The 18,611-nt window shown below is 54.6% G+C and carries 14 protein-coding genes; 5 read left to right on the forward strand and 9 right to left on the reverse strand.

Features of this window, described 5'->3' with window-relative positions:
- Together sdhD and sdhC are read right to left on the reverse strand one after the other, a co-directional pair.
- The gene (gene sdhD, locus IDSA_RS05175) at positions 1-357 is read right to left on the reverse strand and encodes a succinate dehydrogenase, hydrophobic membrane anchor protein (RefSeq protein WP_034774764.1); all 357 of its coding nucleotides are present in this window, start codon (positions 355-357) and stop codon (positions 1-3) included.
- A complete protein-coding gene (gene sdhC, locus IDSA_RS05180) occupies positions 351-725 on the reverse strand; it encodes a succinate dehydrogenase, cytochrome b556 subunit (RefSeq protein WP_034774765.1) in 375 nt (124 codons plus the stop codon). The genes sdhD and sdhC overlap by 7 nt, the downstream gene beginning before the upstream one ends.
- Before the next feature lie 328 nt (positions 726-1,053).
- Here sdhC and IDSA_RS05185 point away from each other — a divergent pair, with 328 nt between their 5' ends.
- The 4 genes from IDSA_RS05185 to IDSA_RS05200 all read left to right on the forward strand — a co-directional run bounded on the left by IDSA_RS05185 (position 1,054) and on the right by IDSA_RS05200 (position 10,018).
- Positions 1,054-2,334, forward strand: coding sequence for a citrate synthase (locus IDSA_RS05185; RefSeq protein WP_034774767.1), 1,281 nt, complete (start codon positions 1,054-1,056; stop codon positions 2,332-2,334).
- 258 nt (positions 2,335-2,592) lie between these two features.
- Positions 2,593-3,687: an efflux RND transporter periplasmic adaptor subunit gene (locus tag IDSA_RS05190; protein WP_034774769.1), complete on the forward strand. Its 1,095-nt coding sequence runs from the start codon at positions 2,593-2,595 to the stop codon at positions 3,685-3,687.
- Entirely contained in the window at positions 3,684-6,953 is a 3,270-nt protein-coding gene (locus IDSA_RS05195; protein ID WP_034774770.1) for an efflux RND transporter permease subunit, read from the forward strand. Before IDSA_RS05190 ends, IDSA_RS05195 begins: the two co-directional genes overlap by 4 nt.
- A complete protein-coding gene (locus IDSA_RS05200) occupies positions 6,950-10,018 on the forward strand; it encodes an efflux RND transporter permease subunit (RefSeq protein WP_034774777.1) in 3,069 nt (1,022 codons plus the stop codon). Before IDSA_RS05195 ends, IDSA_RS05200 begins: the two co-directional genes overlap by 4 nt.
- Here IDSA_RS05200 and kdsB read toward each other — a convergent pair.
- The 5 genes from kdsB to IDSA_RS05225 are packed head-to-tail and all read right to left on the reverse strand — an operon-like array spanning position 9,996 to position 16,076.
- Entirely contained in the window at positions 9,996-10,748 is a 753-nt protein-coding gene (gene kdsB / locus IDSA_RS05205; RefSeq protein WP_034774778.1) for a 3-deoxy-manno-octulosonate cytidylyltransferase, read from the reverse strand. The two genes, IDSA_RS05200 and kdsB, sit on opposite strands and share 23 nt — an antisense overlap.
- On the reverse strand, positions 10,745-10,942 hold the full coding sequence (locus tag IDSA_RS05210; RefSeq protein WP_198024038.1) for a Trm112 family protein: 198 nt from the start codon (positions 10,940-10,942) through the stop codon (positions 10,745-10,747). The genes kdsB and IDSA_RS05210 overlap by 4 nt, the downstream gene beginning before the upstream one ends.
- A 22-nt stretch (positions 10,943-10,964) precedes the next feature.
- Positions 10,965-11,951: a tetraacyldisaccharide 4'-kinase gene (gene lpxK / locus IDSA_RS05215; protein WP_051986076.1), complete on the reverse strand. Its 987-nt coding sequence runs from the start codon at positions 11,949-11,951 to the stop codon at positions 10,965-10,967.
- On the reverse strand, positions 11,951-13,714 hold the full coding sequence (msbA, locus tag IDSA_RS05220) for a lipid A export permease/ATP-binding protein MsbA (protein WP_051986077.1): 1,764 nt from the start codon (positions 13,712-13,714) through the stop codon (positions 11,951-11,953). Before msbA ends, lpxK begins: the two co-directional genes overlap by 1 nt.
- A gap of 58 nt (positions 13,715-13,772) precedes the next feature.
- Positions 13,773-16,076 carry a DNA internalization-related competence protein ComEC/Rec2 gene (locus IDSA_RS05225; RefSeq protein ID WP_034774779.1) on the reverse strand — a complete coding sequence of 768 codons (2,304 nt, stop codon included), beginning with the start codon at positions 16,074-16,076 and terminating at the stop codon, positions 13,773-13,775.
- Positions 16,077-16,115: 39 nt separating this feature from the next.
- Here IDSA_RS05225 and IDSA_RS05230 point away from each other — a divergent pair, with 39 nt between their 5' ends.
- Positions 16,116-16,691 (forward strand): DUF2062 domain-containing protein, encoded by a 576-nt coding sequence (locus tag IDSA_RS05230; protein ID WP_051986078.1) that lies wholly within the window; start codon positions 16,116-16,118, stop codon positions 16,689-16,691.
- Here IDSA_RS05230 and IDSA_RS05235 read toward each other — a convergent pair.
- Together IDSA_RS05235 and lolD are read right to left on the reverse strand one after the other, a co-directional pair.
- Positions 16,679-17,911: a lipoprotein-releasing ABC transporter permease subunit gene (locus tag IDSA_RS05235; RefSeq protein WP_034774780.1), complete on the reverse strand. Its 1,233-nt coding sequence runs from the start codon at positions 17,909-17,911 to the stop codon at positions 16,679-16,681. The genes IDSA_RS05230 and IDSA_RS05235 overlap by 13 nt on opposite strands.
- The gene (lolD, locus tag IDSA_RS05240; RefSeq protein ID WP_034774781.1) at positions 17,908-18,606 is read right to left on the reverse strand and encodes a lipoprotein-releasing ABC transporter ATP-binding protein LolD; all 699 of its coding nucleotides are present in this window, start codon (positions 18,604-18,606) and stop codon (positions 17,908-17,910) included. Before lolD ends, IDSA_RS05235 begins: the two co-directional genes overlap by 4 nt.
- Positions 18,607-18,611: the final 5 nt, after the last annotated feature.

The following is an 18,611-nucleotide window of genomic DNA, read 5'->3' on the forward strand; positions in this document are numbered from 1 at the left end:
TCACACACCCTCCACAGGCCACACTACCAACAGACCGGCTAACCAGACAATGATAAGTGAAACACTGAAAACAAATTGAAGAAAAGCTCGTAAGCCGGCGATTTTTACGTAGTCGGTTAGTACCTGCCAGGTGCCAATCCAGCCGTGAATAAGTACGGCGGTTAAAGCGAGCATAGTAAAGAGCTTCACGCCCAGGCCAGCAAAAAAGTTAGTCCAGACGGCGTAGGTGATTTCGTCAGCTGCAACCATGAAGCTCAACAGAAAAATCGTATATAGCCCCAAAATGATGGCACTGGCGCGTAATAAAATAAAATCATGAGGGCCGCTACGGCCAAATGTTCCAGCTGCTCTTACCATAACCAGACTCCTGCCAGAATCGAAAGAATAATCGCCAGCACAAACGAAGTAATAGCGCTGATGCGGCCTGAGTTAAGCTCTTCCCAGTAGCCCATATCCATCACCATGTGACGAATACCAGCCAGGATGTGATAACCCAGTGCGGTGAGAATACCCCAGGCGATAAATTTAGCGAACCAGCCGGAAAACAGCTCATGCACGGTCGCAAAGCCTTCAGCAGACTGCAGTGACACGGCTAAAGCCCAGACCAGCAATACCACAGCAAACAGCATAATAACGCCGGATGCACGATGAAGAATTGAACTGATGGCCGCCGCCGGTTGACGGATAGTTAACAAGTTTAAATGTACAGGTCTTTGTTTTTTCACGATTGTTGTGCCTTTAGGAAAAGCATTGTAAACATGCTCGGAACTTCAAACATCCCCCGCGAAGAGGACCCTGTGAGATCGCCGCCAAAGTATATAAGCCAATGGCGCCAATTACAATTCTCTGACAGGCGCTTTCCCGTTAAAAACGTAATTTTTTTGAGATTCGATCACTGCACTAAAGTCGATTACAATAATCTATCCGACCTTAGTCTTATCCTGCTGCTTAAACTGGTTTAAACGGCCGTTTGAATTGACAAACACCGTTAAAATGAAGTAAAACTAGCGCTCTTTTTAGTGATGAAGCAGACTCAAACAAGGAGATTTCCTTATGGCTGATCGTAAAGCCACCCTGCAGATTGACGGCCAATCCATTGAATTGCCAGTATTAACTGGTACAGCCGGCTATGATGTAGTTGACGTGCGTACTTTAGGCAAGCATGGTTACTTCACCTTCGACCCGGGCTTTTTAGCGACGGGTTCATGCGAATCAAAGATTACTTATATTGATGGTGATCAAGGTATTCTCCTGCATCGTGGATATCCGATTGATCAGCTGGCAACTCAGGCAGACTACCTTGAAGTCTGTTACATGCTGTTGCACGGCGAAGCGCCGAACGAAAAAGAATACGAAGAATTTAAAGAAACCATTACCAATCACACGATGGTTCATCAGGGTCTGCACGGCTTTTTCAACGGTTTCCGCCGTGACGCGCACCCGATGGCCATGGTCTGTGCCGTCACCGGTGCCCTGTCATCGTTTTATCACGATGACCTTGATATTCACGATGAAAAACAGCGTCTGCGCAGTGCTTACCGCCTTATCGCTAAAATGCCGACTATTGCTGCTATGGCGTATAAATTCAGCATCGGCCAGCCATTTGTTTATCCGCGTAACGACCTGTCATACTCAGAGAACTTTCTGAATATGATGTTCTCAGTACCGGCCGAAGACTATGAAATCAGTCCTGTCGTTGCCAAGGCCATGGATCGGGTATTTACCCTGCATGCCGACCATGAGCAAAATGCGTCAACCTCGACCGTTCGTCTGGCTGGATCTTCAGGCGCTAACCCTTATGCCTGTATCGCAGCTGGCGTTGCCTCGTTATGGGGACCAGCCCATGGTGGTGCCAACGAAGCCTGCCTGCGTATGTTAAGTGAAATTGGCAGCGTTGATAACATTCCTGAGTACATTGAACGGGCGAAGGACAAAAATGATCCGTTCCGGCTGATGGGCTTTGGTCACCGTGTTTATAAGAACTTTGACCCGCGTGCTACAGTAATGCGTGAAAGTGCCCATGAAGTACTGAAAGAACTAAACATCAAAGATCCGCTGCTTGATGTAGCCATGGAACTTGAGCGTATCGCGCTGGAAGACGAGTACTTCGTTGAGAAGAAACTCTACCCTAACGTTGATTTTTACTCAGGTATCATCCTCAAAGCGATTGGTATTCCGACCAATATGTTCACCGTTATCTTTGCGCTGTCGCGTACTGTCGGCTGGATTTCGCACTGGCACGAGATGATGAGCGAATCGAGCCAGAAGATAGGCCGTCCCCGTCAGCTGTATACCGGCGAAGCCAAGCGCGATTTCAAACCACTGAAGCGCTAAACGGACTGCTGTTGGTCAAAACCAACATTAATTAGTGAAAACCATACAAAAAAGCACTCTCCGGAGTGCTTTTTTTATTTTCCTGCCCGCTAAACTTTCCCCGTCCTCGGCTCATCTTAATTAGCGCACACCTGCTGTATACCCTGATATGCCTGAAGTAGCGCCGCGCCGTAAAAAACGAACCATAAAGCTGGCATGACTTATGCATCACCTGTGGCATCAGATAACACATTTCATTTTTTACACGGGACGAATCTAATGAAAACCACTATGCCATCGCATCGAATTCAACCTTTTGCCGGTCTGGCCGCGTTAATATTGACAACGAGTCTGTTGCTAAACGGTTGCGGTCAGGCCGGCGCCTCTGATCCTAAAGCGGAAGAACCACCCGCCCGGATCCCGGTCGCTACCGCCCAGGTTAACCTGGACTCGATCACCTCTAACTTCAAAACAACCGCGGTACTTGAAGCCCGCGCCGAAGCTGATGTGGTCAGTAAAGCGAACGGCATCGTTGAAGAGATTCTGGTTGAAGAAGGTGAATTCGTTAAAGCCGGTCAGGTACTGGCCCATATCCGCGACGATGAATACCAGATTGCCGCAAGTCAGGCTGAAGCTGAGCTGAATAGCGCCATGCAGGAGCTGCGCCGGATCAAAGATATGGCCGCCCGCGACATGATTAGCGCGGATGCCTACGACAAGCTCCGCTTTCAGGTTGATTTAATGCAGGCGCGCTACGATATGGCAGCGCTTAATCTCGCTGAAACCACGATCCGCGCACCCATCAGCGGCCATATTGCGGTTCGTTACGTCAAAACCGGTAACCTGGTCAAACAGTATGAAGCGAAGAAACTCTTTCATATTGTCGCGATGGAACAACTGCAGGGTAATGTTCACCTGCCTGAACGTGAGCTGCAGAATATCCGCGTCGGCCAGAGCGCTCAGTTACGCGTCAGCGCGCTGCCACAAAAAGTGGTTGAAGCCACCGTGGAGCGCATCAGCCCGGTTGTCGATACCCAGTCAGGTACCTTTAAAGTGGTGCTGAGCATTAATAATCAAGACCTCGACCTGAAGGCCGGTATGTTTGCCCATGTCAGCCTGAACTACGCAACCCGCGATCAAACTGTGGTCGTGCCCCGTCACGCGGTTTCCAGCCTCGACAGCCAGTACAGTGTGTTTACGGTGGACGCTGAGGGCGTTGCCCATAAAGTTGATGTGAAAATCGGCTTTGAAGACGAAACCCGCATGGAAATTATTGAAGGCCTCACTGCAGGCCAGCAAATTGTGGTGAGCGGTCAGGCGAATCTGAAAGACGCCGCTCTGGTTGAGGTCATCCGTAGCGAGCAAAAATCATGAGCCTGGTGCGTCTGGCCGTACGCCGGCCCGTAACAATTTCGATGTTCACCCTGGCAGTGCTGTTATTCGGAATGGTGTCACTGGGGCGCATCCCGGTGACCCTGCTGCCTGATCTTGCCTACCCTACCCTGACGGTGCGTACCGATTATCCCGGTGGCGCTCCCGGTGAAGTTGAACAGCTGGTGAGCAAACCCATTGAAGAGAACCTGGGGACCGTGAAAGGTATTCGTCGCATCGAATCAGTTTCCCGTGCCGGCCAGAGCGATGTCATGCTGGAGTTCGCCTGGGGTACCAATATGGATATGGCCAGCCTCGATGTACGCGAGAAGCTGGATCTGGTTGAATTGCCGTTAGATATCGACAAACCAATTCTGCTGCGCTTTAACCCGTCGGAAGAGCCCGTGTTCAGAATGGCGCTGGCTATTGAGTCGGAATCAGCGATTGACCCGCTGACTGGCGCGGCGTCCATAAGCGAATTAAAACGTCTGCGTACTTACGCTGAAGAAGAACTCAAACGCCAGTTAGAAAGCGTTGATGGGGTTGCGTCGGTGCGCCTTGGTGGCGGCCTTGAGGATGAGATCCAGGTGCTGGTGGATGAACAGCGTGCCAGCCAGTTACAAGTGCCTATGAGCCTTATCATGGACCGTTTACGGGAGGAGAATATCAACCTCTCCGGCGGCCGGCTGGAATCTGATCGCTCTGAATATCTGGTCAGAACCTTAAATCAGTTTCAGGATCTGGATGATATCCGGGCCATTTATATCGCCACCCGTAATGAGCGTCCGGTTTTACTACGGGATCTGGCAGAAGTAAAAAACAGCTACAAAGAACGCGACTCAATCAGCCGGGTTGCCGGTATGGAAGCAGTCGAAGTATCGCTGTACAAAGAAGGTGATGCGAACACCATTCGCGTGTCGGATGAAATCAAAGCCCATCTGCAATACATGCAGAACAACAAGATGGTGCCTGAAGACTATACCATCCGCCCGGTATACGATCAGGCGGTGTTTATCAGCGCCGCGATTGATGAAGTGCGCGATTCCGCGATAATCGGTGGCCTGCTGGCCATGGTCATTATCTACCTGTTCCTGCAGCGCGTCTGGCCCACGGTCATTATCTCGCTGGCGATTCCGATTTCAATTATTGCCACTTTCAACCTCATGCATGGCTATCAGGTGTCACTGAATATGATGTCGTTAGGGGGCATTGCCCTGGCCGTTGGTATGCTGGTGGATAACGCCATTGTGGTGCTGGAAAATATTGCCCGCCATGGCGAAACCCAAAGTGCTGACGTTGCCGCTGAACGCGGCACCAGTGAAGTAGCCAGTGCCATTACCGCATCAACACTCACCACCATGGCGGTATTCTTTCCACTGGTGTTCGTTGAAGGTATTGCCGGCCAGCTGTTCCGCGATCAGGCGCTGACTGTTACCTTTTCACTGGCGGCATCGCTGCTGGTGGCGCTCACCCTGATCCCTATGTTGTCTACCCGCAGCAAACAGCGGCAGGATGACGCGGATCCGGTATCACCGCCGCGCTCCCCGGCGGCGACAAGTGGCTGGAGGTTCTGGCTATCAACCCCGCTGCTGTTGGTGTTCCGCTGGATCCCTATGGCTGTCATTATGCTGCTTACGCTGATCTGGCGCCTGCTGGCACGGGGCTTTTTCTTCCTCGTGCGGCCGCTGCTGGCGGGCTTCAACTGGGGCTATACCCGGCTTGCAAATAGCTACCGCCGAGTGCTGGAAAAAGCGCTGGCTCATGCCAAAGTCACCCTGGCGGCAATCGTACTGGTAGCGGCCGGCTGTTATGCGCTGCTGCCAATGTTGCCGGTTTCATTACTGCCTGATATGGCACAAGGCGAGTTCTACGTCGAAGTTGAACTGCAGCCAGGTGCGACTATTTATGAAACCGACACCGTGCTGGCAGGGCTGGGCAATGTCATCGCCAGCAATGATCAGCTGCAACGCCACGTCAGCCGTTATTACAGTGTTGCCGGCACCGGCAGCTTACTGAACGCGGCACCGGGCCAGAGTGGCAACCAATGGGGTCGCCTTAACGTGGTGATGCAAAGTGGCGGCGATGCCGAAGCCGAAGCACAGGTACAGCAGGCTTTACGGGATTATACCCGTACCCTGCCGGGGGTCATGGTCAAATTCGGCCGGCCGGAACTGTTCAGCTTCAGCAGTCCGATTACCATCGAGCTGAACGGCTATGATCTGACCTTGCTGCAAAGTGCTGCTGAACAGGTAGCGCGGCAGCTTGAAGGCGCTGAGCGCTTCACCGATATCCGCGTGAACATGACGGATGGCCAGCCCGAACTGGCTGTCATCTTTGATCATGCCAAGCTCAGCCAGTACGGCCTCACCAGCGCCGATGTGTCGGAGCTGCTGGCAACCAAAATTGGCGGCCGGGTTGCGACTCAGTTCAGCCTGGCGGACCGCAAGATTGATATTCTGGTGCGCAGCCAGGCTGAGGACCGCGATTCACTGCGCGACCTCCGCCAGATGATTATCAATCCGGGCGCCGATCGCGAGATCCCATTACAATCCATCGCGACCATAACGCCCATTATCGGGCCGAGCGAAATCACCCGCGTAGACCAGCAACGGACCGCGCTGGTGGAGGCCAACCTGGCCTTCGGCGACCTCGGTGCCGCGGTAACCGAAGCACGGGATATTTTAGCGGGTACCGAGTTACCACTAACCATCAATGCGCAGGTAGCAGGCCAGAACGAAGAGATGCAGTCATCCTTCCGTTCGCTGCAGTTCGCGCTGGTGCTGGCGGTGTTCCTGGTGTATCTGGTGATGGCATCGCAGTTCGAGTCATTGCTGCACCCGTTCTTTATTTTACTGAGTGTGCCTCTCGCCGGCGCCGGCTCGGTGCTGGGTCTGTTCCTGCTGGGCACTGAACTAAGCATCATCGTGTTTATCGGCCTCATCATGCTGGCCGGTATTGTGGTGAATAATGCCATCGTTCTGGTTGATCGCATCAATCAGTTACGGCGCGAAGGAGCGGATCGCTTTACTGCCGTCTTTGATGCCGCTCAGCACCGCTTGCGGCCAATACTGATGACCATGTTAACCACAGTGCTCGGTTTATTGCCGCTCGCTATAGGCCTGGGTGAAGGCGCTGAAATCCGGGCACCGATGGCGATTAGTGTTATTGCCGGCCTGCTGTTCTCTACCCTGCTGACACTGTTCTTTATTCCGTGCCTGTATCTGCTGGTAGACCGTAAAACCGTTAAAACGCCGGAGGCCGCCCTATGAACGCCGCTGAAATAGGGTCAGCTCTGGCACGCTGGGCGCTACGGCGCCCGGTAACCACCTGCATGCTGTTTGTTTCGATGGTTTTACTGGGCGGGATCAGCTCCCGGTTGTTGCCGCTGGAGAAGTTTCCCGGCATTGAAATTCCGGAAATCGTGGTGGTCGTGCCCTATCCCAACTCCAGCCCGGCTGAAGTGGAACGGCTGATCACCCGGCCGATTGAAGAGGCGCTGGCGACCCTCAGTAATGTTAAGCGCATGCACTCCAGTTCAAATTCTGAGCAAGCCCAGGTGGAGCTGGAATTTGAATGGGGTGAGGACGTCAACGCCAAGAGTATTGAGGCGCGTGAAAAAGTGGACGGTATTAAGCATCTGCTACCGGATGATATCGAGCGCATTCAGGTACTGCAGTTCAATACTGAAGACATGCCCGTCTTTCAACTGCGGATCTCCAGCCAGCGCGACTTAAGTAACGCCTGGGATCTGCTCGATCGCAGTCTGCGACGTCCTATCGAACGGGTCGCTGGCGTATCGCGGGTTACGCTGTACGGCGTACAGCCACAGCAAATCGTCATCCGGCTCGATCAGAACCGGTTGCTGAGCCATAACCTGAGCGCTGCCGAGGTCACCGGCCGCCTGCAACAGGCAAACTTCGCGTTAACAGCGGGCTATATCGAAAATGATTATGAGCGCATCCTGGTTAACCCTGTGGGCGAGTTCAGAAATGAATATGAGATCCGTAACTTCCCGATTCGATCTGATCTCAAACTGGGTGATATCGCAGAGATTACCAGAGAGATGCCGCGGCGTTCAGATGGCCGCCATTTAGACCAGCGCTACGCCATCGGCATGGAGGTTTTCAAAGACTCCAGCGCCAACCTGGTGGATGTGTCACGCCGGGTTATGGAAGTTATCGAAACCGTCCGCCAGGATCCTCAGTTTAACGGCATTAATCTGTATGTGATGGACGATACTGCAGATGGTGTCACCACCTCACTCAATGACCTGGTCAAGGCGGGTATGCTGGGTGCCCTGCTGTCATTTATTGTACTGCTGATTTTCCTGCGCAACATAGTCACTACCCTGATTGTGGTGATGTCCGTGCCTATTGCTATTTGTATTGCCCTTGGTGGTATGTACTTCCTTGGCTATTCACTGAATGTGCTGTCCCTGATGGGCCTGATGCTGGCCGTCGGGATGCTGGTTGATAACGCGGTCGTTATCACCGAAAGCATTCAGTACGAGCGTGAACAGGGTGTATCAGCGCGAAAAGCGACCATACTGGGCGTTGGTAACGTTTCCCTGGCGGTAATAGCCGGTACACTAACAACAGCCATCGTGTTTCTGCCGAATATTTTTGGCAAAAAAATCGATGTAACCATCTTCCTGGAGCATACGGCGATTGCCATCTGCCTGTCGTTACTGGCATCGCTGCTGATCGCGCAGACATTGATCCCGCTGTTAACCAGCAAGCTCATCACAGCCCGGAAAAAGCCCCTGGCTGATACTGACCAACCCGTTGCCAAGTCACGTTATCAGCGCAGCCTGGAGTGGACCTGGCGCCATCCCCGCTGGACCGGTCTGTTCGCGGTACTGTTGCTGGTAAGTATCGTAATTCCCTTTGCCGGGGTAAGTGGTGACCAGGGTCCGCAGGGTTTTAACGACCGGGTGTTTATCAGTTACAACTTACATACGCAGTACAGCCTGAGTGAAGTCGAAGATGAAGTCACCATTATGGAAGACTTCCTCTATAGCAATCAGGAAGACTTCCATATCGACGCGGTTTACAGCTATTACACGCCTAATTACGCCATTTCGACAGTCTTACTGAAGCCAGACCGGCCTGAAAAGCTGGGCGATTTGATGGAGCGTATGCGTACAAGCTTCCCGAAAATGCTCCGGAGCGAACCTCAGTTCGGTTTTGGTGGCGGTGGTGGCGACCGGGTACGGGTTACCCTGAGCGGGAACTCCACCGACGTACTGCAGGGCCTGGCGACTGACATCGTGCCGCGTCTGGCTGCTATTGAGGGGCTCACCGATGTACAGACCGAAATGGATGCTGGGCGCTATGAATTGCTTATTCATGTTGACCGCGAGCGCGCATACCGCCTCGGCCTGAGTTCAGCCGAAGTCGCCCGGGCTATTTCGACTGCCCTTCGTGGTCAGCGTCTGCGCTCATTCCGCGGCGATCCCAATGGCGAGATCCCGTTGCGGGTGGCATTTGATAAAGAACTGGAGTTTTCGCTCGACGCGCTGAAAAACCTGCCCATCATCAAGATCGGTGAACGGGTGATTCCGCTGCATAGTGTTGCCACCATCGAGCAGCAGCCGCGGCTGGGCGAGATCCGCCGTATTGACCGCCGCACCTCGCTGAGTATCGACGCCAACCTGCATGAAATGACCACCAGCGAAGCCCGCAAACAGGTAACCGCGGTGCTCAGCCAGCTGCAGTTGCCGCAGGGTTATGCGTGGAGCCTGGATGGCAGCTTCCAGCGGCAGCAGGAAGCGGAAAACGTGATGTTGGTGAATACCCTGCTGGCGGTCGCCATGATTTACATCGTGATGGCGGCGCTGTTTGAGTCCGTGCTATTGCCCACAGCGGTTATTACCTCGCTGTTGTTTTCGATTGTCGGAGTGTTCTGGGCGCTGTTTATCACCGGCCAGTCAATCACCATTATGGCGATGATCGGCATTCTGATCCTGATGGGGATCGTGGTGAATAACGGCATTGTGCTGGTCGACCGGATTAACCAGCTGTTAGCAGCCGGTCACTCGCTCGAGCGGGCGGTGATTGATGGCAGTGTCAGCAGGTTGCGGCCGATTCTGATGACGGTATCGACCACAGTGCTGGGCTTAGTGCCGCTGGCCTTTGGTACCACGCAGATCGGTGGTGATGGCCCTCCTTATGCGCCGATGGCGATATCCATCATCGGAGGGCTTATCCTGTCAACGATTACCAGCTTATATCTGGTGCCGTACGCCTATGTGCGACTGCTGAGCATCAGGGCACGCTGGCGGGCATTGCGCAGCCGCGCCAGCCTGTTGGTCAGTCGGGTAATTGCTGATTAGCCCGTTCCAGGTCGGCTGGCGTGTCAATGCCAGCCGGCGGTGGAATGATCGCTTCGGCAACGTGGATGCGCTCGCCGTACCAGAGCACCCGCAGTTGCTCCAGTGACTCAATCTGTTCGATGGGGCTGGGCTCCCATTCCACATAGCGCCAGATAAAGCCGGCGCGATAGGCGTAGATGCCAATGTGGCGACGATAGTCGGCGCTGTCAGAGAGCCGGGCTTTATGGTTTCCGTCCCGATCGAAAGGAATCATGGCCCGGCTGAAATACAGCGCATAGCCATTGACGTCGGTAACCACTTTCACTGCGTGCGGGCTTTGCACTTCTTCAATGGAATGAATAGGAACCGCCAGAGTGGCCATCTGTGCCTGCTTCTGATTAGCCAGGTTATCAGCCACCTGCCGGATAATTTCAGGCGGAATAAAAGGCTCATCCCCCTGCACATTGACCACAATATGGTCATCGGCAATGGCCAGGTATTCCAGCACTTCAGCGATACGCTCGGTACCCGACTGGTGATCAGAGCGGGTTAGCATGGCGCGGCCACCAAAGGCCTCCACCGCATCCATAATGCGCTGATCATCGGTGGCGACAATAACCTCACTGGCACCGGCCGCCGCGCAACGCTCGTACACCCTTTGGATCATGGATTTATCGCCGATCATCGCTAATGGTTTGCCGGGTAACCGGCTGGACGCATAACGGGCAGGAATTACTACGGTAAAACTCATGACGGAATCTTCTCCAGTTCAGCATTGCTGAGTTCGCGGGCTTCAGTAGTCAGTAGCATGGGAATATCATCGCGCACCGGATAAGCGAGCTTATCACCACGGCAGACCAATTCCTGTTTATCCTTGCACCACACCAGCCGGCCTTTGCAAAGCGGGCAGGCTAAAATTGCCAGGGTGCGTTCGTCCATAGCCATATTCACTCCTGTTTAACGTCATTTATTTGGTATGCGCTGCCAGTGCCAGCTGAAACTGTTGCCAGAAGCCTTCGTTAAATTCCGCGCTGACAGGCAGATAGTACCAGTCAGGCCGGGCAAAAGACCGGCATTTGGCGGCGTCTTTTTCCGTCATAACCACAATATCGTGGCCCGGTAATTGGTCAAAGTCGGCGGCACTAAAAGGATAATGATCCGGAAATTCCCTGGTTGCATCCAGCCGCAGCCCTGACTGTTCAAGTGTAGCGAAAAAACGCGGCGGGTGCCCGATACCAGCCACCGCAACAACCCGCCCTACCGGTAACTTTGCCACCGGCTCATCGTCCATAACCCGCCGCCAGCCCAGCGGCTGCAACGTAAATACTGAACCAAACTGATGCTTGTCTGAAGGACCGTTCTGTACCACCAGATCAGCTTGTTGCAAACGCTTTTCAGGCTCGCGCAGAGGCCCCAGCGGCATTCGCCAGCCGTTGCCCAGCCCGCGGTTACCATCAACCACCACCAGTTCTATATCGCGTTGCAGCCGATAGTGCTGCAGTCCGTCGTCACAGAGAATAATATTTACTTTTGGAAATTCAGCCAGTAGCGTTCTGGCAGCATCAACGCGATCCGGCGCCACTACTACCGGCACCTTACAGCGTCTGACCAGTAACAGAGGTTCATCGCCGCAACGCCTGGGATCGCTGCTGTCGGTGACAATCTGAGGGAAAGGCCCGCGGCCGCCATAACCGCGCGCCACGATGCCGGGGCGCCAGCCATGTTCGCGCAGCCAGCCAACCAGCGCTTCAGTGACGGGCGTTTTGCCGCTGCCACCCACGGTAATATTGCCGATAACGATAACCGGCGCCGATACCTTATGGCGCGGCAACCAGCCCCACCGGTACAGCAACCGCCGGGTACAGGAAACCAGCACAAACAACCAGTGTAGTGGCAGCAACAGCCAAAGCAGCGGATGCACGCCGGGTGAGTACCAGGCACGCTGCCACCACATTACTGGTCATCCCCGCTGAACTGCAGGCTGTGCAGCTGGTAATAAGCGCCTTGCTGACTCAATAGCTCTTTATGGCTACCGCGCTCCAGTACCTTGCCATCTTCCAGCACCAGAATTTCGTCGGCTTTTTCAATGGTCGAAAGGCGGTGCGCGATAACAATCGACGTGCGATCTTTTTGCAGGTTGCCAAGTGCTGTCTGAATATGACGCTCCGATTCGGTATCCAGCGCTGAAGTTGCTTCATCCAGAATAAGGATGGGGGCATCGCGCAACAGGGCCCGGGCAATGGCAATACGCTGACGCTGGCCACCAGAAAGCATCACGCCATTTTCGCCAACCATGGTGTTCAGACCGTTTGGCATATTATCGCTAAACTCGGTGACATAAGCCTGCTCCGCTGCTTCACGGATGCGTTCATCGCTCACTTTGCCGTGCGCACCATAGGCAATATTCTTGGCAATGGTGTCATTAAAAAGGGTCACATGCTGAGACACCACCGCAAACTGGCGGCGCAGGCATTTCAGTTTGTAATCATAGATATCCACGTCATCAAGATAAATAACCCCCGACTGCGGCGCATAAAAGCGGGTCAGCAGGTTGGATATCGTTGATTTACCACTGCCCGAACGCCCCACTAATGCCAGGGTTTTACCCGCCGGCACGTCAAAACTCACGTTTTCCAGTGCCGGCGACTCGATTTCGTCATAGGCGAAGGTGACGTTGTCAAAACGAATGTTGCCGGTGGCGCGCTGAATCACCTTTTTACCGGTATCCCGCTCGGCGCGCTCGTCCAGCACTTCAAAAATGCTTTTCGCAGCAGCAATGCCGCGCTGAAAGTCACTGTTGACCGTAGTCAGTTGCTTTAACGGCCGCAGCAACATGATCATGGCAGTAAGCAGGGTCGTAAAGGCACCCGCGGATAAGTCTTTCAGCATCTCCGGGAAGCTTGCCAACACCAGCACCATCGACAGGCTTAACGAGGCGATAAACTGAATCACCGAGGTACTGACCGTCTGCGCGTTAACCATTTTCATATTCTGGTTACGGGTAATGTTGTTGATCTCACTGAAGCGTTTTGATTCCGCTTTCTGCCCCTCGTACATCACCACCACTTTATGGCCGTTAATCATTTGCTCGGCGGTCGTGGTCACACTGCCCATCGCCGTCTGGATGCGGCTGGAGACCTGGCGGAAACGCTTCGATACCACAGAAACGACTTTAGCGACCAGCGGCCCGACCACCAGAAACACCAGGGATAACTGCCAGCTGTGATAAAACATCAGCGACAGCAGGCCGACCACAAAGGCACCTTCGCGGATCAGGATCAGTAATGCCCGGCTGGTCGCCTCGGCCACCTGCTGGGTGGTGTAGGTAATTTTGGAAATCAGGTCGCCGGTAGAATGCCGGTCATGAAATGACACGGGTAAACGCATCATATGATCGAACAGCTGCTGTCGCAGCGTGGTGATCACGCGAAACCCGACCCAGTTAAGAAAGTAGGTCGAGACAAAGTTAAAGATACCGCGCGCAATAAAGATAACGGGAACAAAAATAGCCCCGTACAGCAGTATCTTCGGGTTGTGTTGGGTCAGACCGTCGTCTATCAGCGTTTCAATCTGCGAGAAGAAAAAGGTGTCAACTGCCGCGTAGCCCAGCATCCCGAAGATCGACAAAATGAAGGCGGCACGATAGGGTTTTATGTATGCCAACAATCGCCGAAAGGTTTTTTGCTTTTTATTTTCGATATCGTTTTCTGCGCTCATGCAATACTTTTTGCTGGTAACTAATCCATTCATTCTAACCGCTTTCGGCTGACTCTGGCTAGTTTCCTGTCGCCGCGCTGCCGGCATCGGCATCAAACCAGGCACCCGCAGCCGCCGCCAACGGCTGCCATACCCGCCAGATTCGGCCATCACTGATCAGGCTCACCTGACCACCGGCAGCAGTATCCAGCAGCGGAACAGACAAACGCGCAAGCCGCTCCTGCACCAGTGGATGAACCAGCTTATAGGGGTTGTTACGGCCACGGCTGGCAATAGCGACGGATGGCGCAACTTCGCGCAAAAAGTAATCCTCTGACGAGCTGTTGCTACCATGATGGGCCAGAATCAGAACCTGAGCACTGACCGGCGCCAGCCGAGCCAGCAAATCATGCTCAGCGCGCCGTTCAATATCGCCCGGGATCAGTATCTTCAAATCGCCATGCCGCAGCAGTATCACACAGGAGTTGTTATTGCCGCGATTGTGGCCTTCCAGGCGCGGATGCAACACCTGCCACGTCACGCCGCGCCAGTTGCCGCTTTGCCCGGCGCTACAGATGAACCCCTGACCCGCGCCAAACCAGCGGATTGCCGGATAATGCTTTTTGATGGTATCAGCGCCACCGCGGTGGTCCATGTCAGCATGGCTGACAAACGCCAGTTCAGGCTGCAACCGCCGTTGCCGCAGAAAGGGTAATATCACCCGCTCCGCCATATCACCGCCCTGCTGCCAGCTGGCCCCGGTGTCAATCAACAGCGCCTGCCCTTGTCGTTCCACTACCAGTGCGCTGCCCTGTTCCACATCCAGCACATGCACATACATATTCGTATCGTAAAGCCTCAGCTGATGCAGCACAGTTGCCGCCACCAGCACCGCCGTCAGCGCCGGCAGCCGGTAGCGCCAGTGCCACGGCCAGACCAGTGCCAGTAACCCGGCCATGATCAGTCCAATGGGCGGCGTAACCTGAGTCCCCAGCCATTGCCAGGGTTGTTCAGCCAGCCAGTTTAGCAGCGGCCAGCTGTAATCAAGTGGTTGCCCGGCCAGCCACCAGATCCAGTAAGCAAGGCTGTCACCGCCTGCCAGCATAGCCGCCAGCCCAACCAGCGCCAGCGGCAGAACCCAAAGGCTAAATACCGGTACCAGCAGCAGGTTCGTTACGGGCGCCAGCAGCGGCAGTCCGCCGAACCACAATAGCGTCAGCGGCCACAAGGCAAGCGTAAGCATCAGCTCCAGCCGCCATAGCATGCGCAGTGCTTTAAACCGCCCGTCAAGCGCCTGCCAGCGCCAGTTCATCAGCAAAATCGCCGCCACCGCGGTTACCGAAAGCCAGAAGCCAGGCTGCAGCGGCGCCATGGGTTCAATCAGCACCACCACCCCGACTGCCCGCAACAGCACCCGTCCCGGCGGCGTATAACAGGCAAACTTCTTATGCAGGAACAACACCGCGAACATGCTCAGCGCCCGTACCGTGGCGGTACCAAAACCAGCCAGCCAGGCATAACCACAGGCCAGTAGCAGCGCGCCCCACCAACACCAGATTAAACCGTTAAACCGGTCCCGGCGGCTACGCCGTCGCCCCAGCATGCGGCTGGAATAACTGAGCAGGATAATAGCGGCGCCAGCCACCAGGCTTAAATGAAGCCCGGAAATCGCGATAAGATGAGCAAGCCCGGTGCGCTGAAAAACAAACCAGTGCGCATCGGTGAGTAATTGCCGCTCGCCCATTAGCAGCGCCGTCAGTACCCCCCCCTGCCCGAGTGAATGAAGTTGCTGCTGCATGCGGTTGAACAACTGTTGCCGCAAGGTTGGCTCGCCGTAAAAGTAACGGCCGTCCTGCACGCTCCCTAAAGCGCGAATGCCACTGGCAAGTAAATAGCGATGGTAAAGAAAGCCGCCCTCGTTTCTGGGCCCCTGGGGCTGGCGCAGACGGACAGTCAGCAACCAGGTTTCACCAGCCTGGGGTAGCTTTGGTTGTGTTTCAACGGGTGGATCGTACCAGTTCAGACGGATCCCGGGTGCTGCCGGAATGGCTTCACCTGCCAGGCTGAGCAACTTTCCTTCAATCCGCCAGAAGCCTTCTGCTAACTGCGGCAAGCGGCTGATGACTACCTCAATTGGAATCGGTGTAGCTGCCTGATCAGGGTCAAGTTGCCAGCTCTGGGCGAAATAAGCATTGCCAGATCCCCACCCAATCCCGCACAATAAGGCCACAGTAGTCCCCATCAGCGGCAGTTTGCAAATGGCCAGATAACCGCAGAGTGCAAGCAGTACTGCACCTGCCAGCCATTGCCACATCAGCAAATGACTGCTAAAACAAAATGACAGCGCGAAGCCAGCTAAAAACGCGCACAACCACCGATCCATGGATGTTGTACCTGAACGTTGAGGATGAGTTTAAAACTTATGCCGAAAAAGTTTTTTCAGCGAATTATGCCGCGCCACGAGACAGTCAAGAACAGCCGCAGCCTGAAAATATTTGGCAGATTACTGCATGACGCTAATCTGTGGCATATGAACCGCCGCTCCGCTTCGGGTGCATTTGCTATCGGGCTCTTCTGTGCTTTTATTCCAGTGCCCTTTCAGATGGTTCTGGCGGCCGCCGCCGCTATTCCTTTTCGCGTTAACCTGCCGCTTTCCGTTGCCTTAGTCTGGGTTTCTAACCCGATAACGATGCCGGTACTTTTCTATTTCTGTTATCTGCTCGGTGCCATGATTCTGGACCAGCCAGAGCGGCAATTTATGTTTGAACTGTCGTGGGAATGGCTGGGTAACAGCATCACCACCATTGGCCCGGCTTTTCTGCTTGGCTGCCTGATTATGGCGGTGGTCAGCAGTATCGTAGGTTACTTTGCCATCCGCTTATTGTGGCGACAATCCGTCGTCAGTGCCTGGCGCTCACGCCGGGCCCGCATGAAACGCCGGAATGTCGCAAAAAGTGCCGCAAAGAGCGCCGCTAAGAAGAAAGATCAGCTACGCTGAATCGCCTGAATCACCTGCGTCCGTGAGGCATACCAGGCCGGATACAAGGTCGCCAGCGCACTCATGACGACCGCAATCAGCGACACCAGCACCACATCCTGCCACTGCAGGCTGACCGGAATCTCACTCACAAAGTACACATCGCTGGCTAATATCGTCCGGCCAGTCAGGTATTCGATAAACTTCATCAGATCCGGTAAAGCCAGGCTCAGGCCGATACCGCCTATTGCGCCGATAATGATACCAAGCAAACCGTTCTGCAGGCCCTGCCAGATAAATATCCGCAATACTGCGCTCTGGCGCAGCCCCATGGTGCGTAAAATACCTATATGCCGCTGTTTTTCCTGCACTGTCATGATCAGGGTCGACACGATGTTAAATGACGCGACCGCTAATACCAGCACCAGCACCAGATACATAACCAGCCGCACCAGTTGAATATCCCGGTATAAATGCCCCTGCGAGCGCATCCAGTGATCGAGGTACAGATAGTCGTTCAACTCATGCCCCACCTCGTTTGCCACCTGCTGGGCGGCAAAAATATCCCGTACTTCAAGTTCAACACTGGTAACGCCCGAAGCAACGCCAATCAGATCGCGGGCCGTATCCAGGTTCACATAGGCATACTGGTGATCAACCTGGCCGCCGAAGCTGAAAGTTCCCAGCAACTCCAGCCGGATCCGCCGTGGCTCGCGAAAGCTACCCTGCTCGGCCACCAGCAGGGTGACAGAATCGCCCTTACTAAGCTTGAGATCAGCGGCTAACTGCTTACCCAGCACCACGCCGCGCGGCGTTTGCTGCAACGTGGACCAGACCTCATCATCCATATAGTCAGTAATGGCCCGCTGTTGATCAGTGGCAATGCCTTCTACCTGCACACCGGTGAAGCGCGTACCTTGCTGCACCATAGCCTGAGTACGGATGACAGGACGGGCGGCAATAACTTGCGGGTGAGCCAGGCTTTTGCGGATGACATCTTCAGGATCGCGAAGCGTTCCTTTTACCGCAGTGAACTCAACCTGGGGGACCAGGCTCAGAAAGCGCTGCTCCAGCATGGTTTCAAAACCGTTCATGACGCTAAGGCCGGCAATCAGCACCATACTGCCCAGCGCGATTCCCAACGTGGAAGACGCGGAAATAAAACTCAGAAAGCCACTGCGTTCCTGTTTGCGGCGAAAGCGCCGTGCCAGCGACCAGCTAAGCGGCCAGCGACCAATCATAGCGGCGCCTCAGCTGTTGCCGGCAGCAGTTGCCCGTGATGCAATTCAAGGGTGCGCGGCAGCTGTGCCGCCAGGGTGCGATCGTGGGTGACAATGACAAAAGCTGTGGCGAACTCGCGATTGAGTTCCTGCATCAGGCTGAATACTTGTTTGGCGGTGACATCATCGAGGTTACCCGTCGGCTCATCCGCCATCACCACGCTGGGGCTGTTGGCCAGCGCCCGGGCGATAGCGACCCGCTGCCGCTCACCACCGGACAGCTCTGACGGCCGATGGGTGCCACGATCCTGCAGCCCCACCCGCTCCAGTAATCCCTGCGCTTTGATACGGGCATCCTTTGCCGACATACCGGCGATCAGCAGCGGCATAGCCACATTCTCCAGCGCGGTGAATTCCGGTAACAAATGGTGAAACTGATAGATAAAGCCCAGCTCCCGGTTGCGCCAGTCCGCCAGGTGATTCGCTGACCAGCGCTGAATGGGTTTGCCTTCAAATAACACTTGCCCCGAAGTCGGCTGATCCAGGCCGCCCAGACAATGCAACAAGGTGCTTTTACCGGATCCGGAACTGCCAACCACCGCCAGCATCTCACCCTTCCTGATGGTAAAGCTGATGCCATCCAGCACCCGCAGCTGGTGAGCGCCGTCCTGATAGACACGGCTAAGTTGCTGACATTCAAGTATTGCTTCAGTCATAATTC

Origin of the sequence: Pseudidiomarina salinarum (genome assembly GCF_000753715.1) — a bacterium.
GTDB classification, from domain to species: domain Bacteria; phylum Pseudomonadota; class Gammaproteobacteria; order Enterobacterales; family Alteromonadaceae; genus Pseudidiomarina; species Pseudidiomarina salinarum.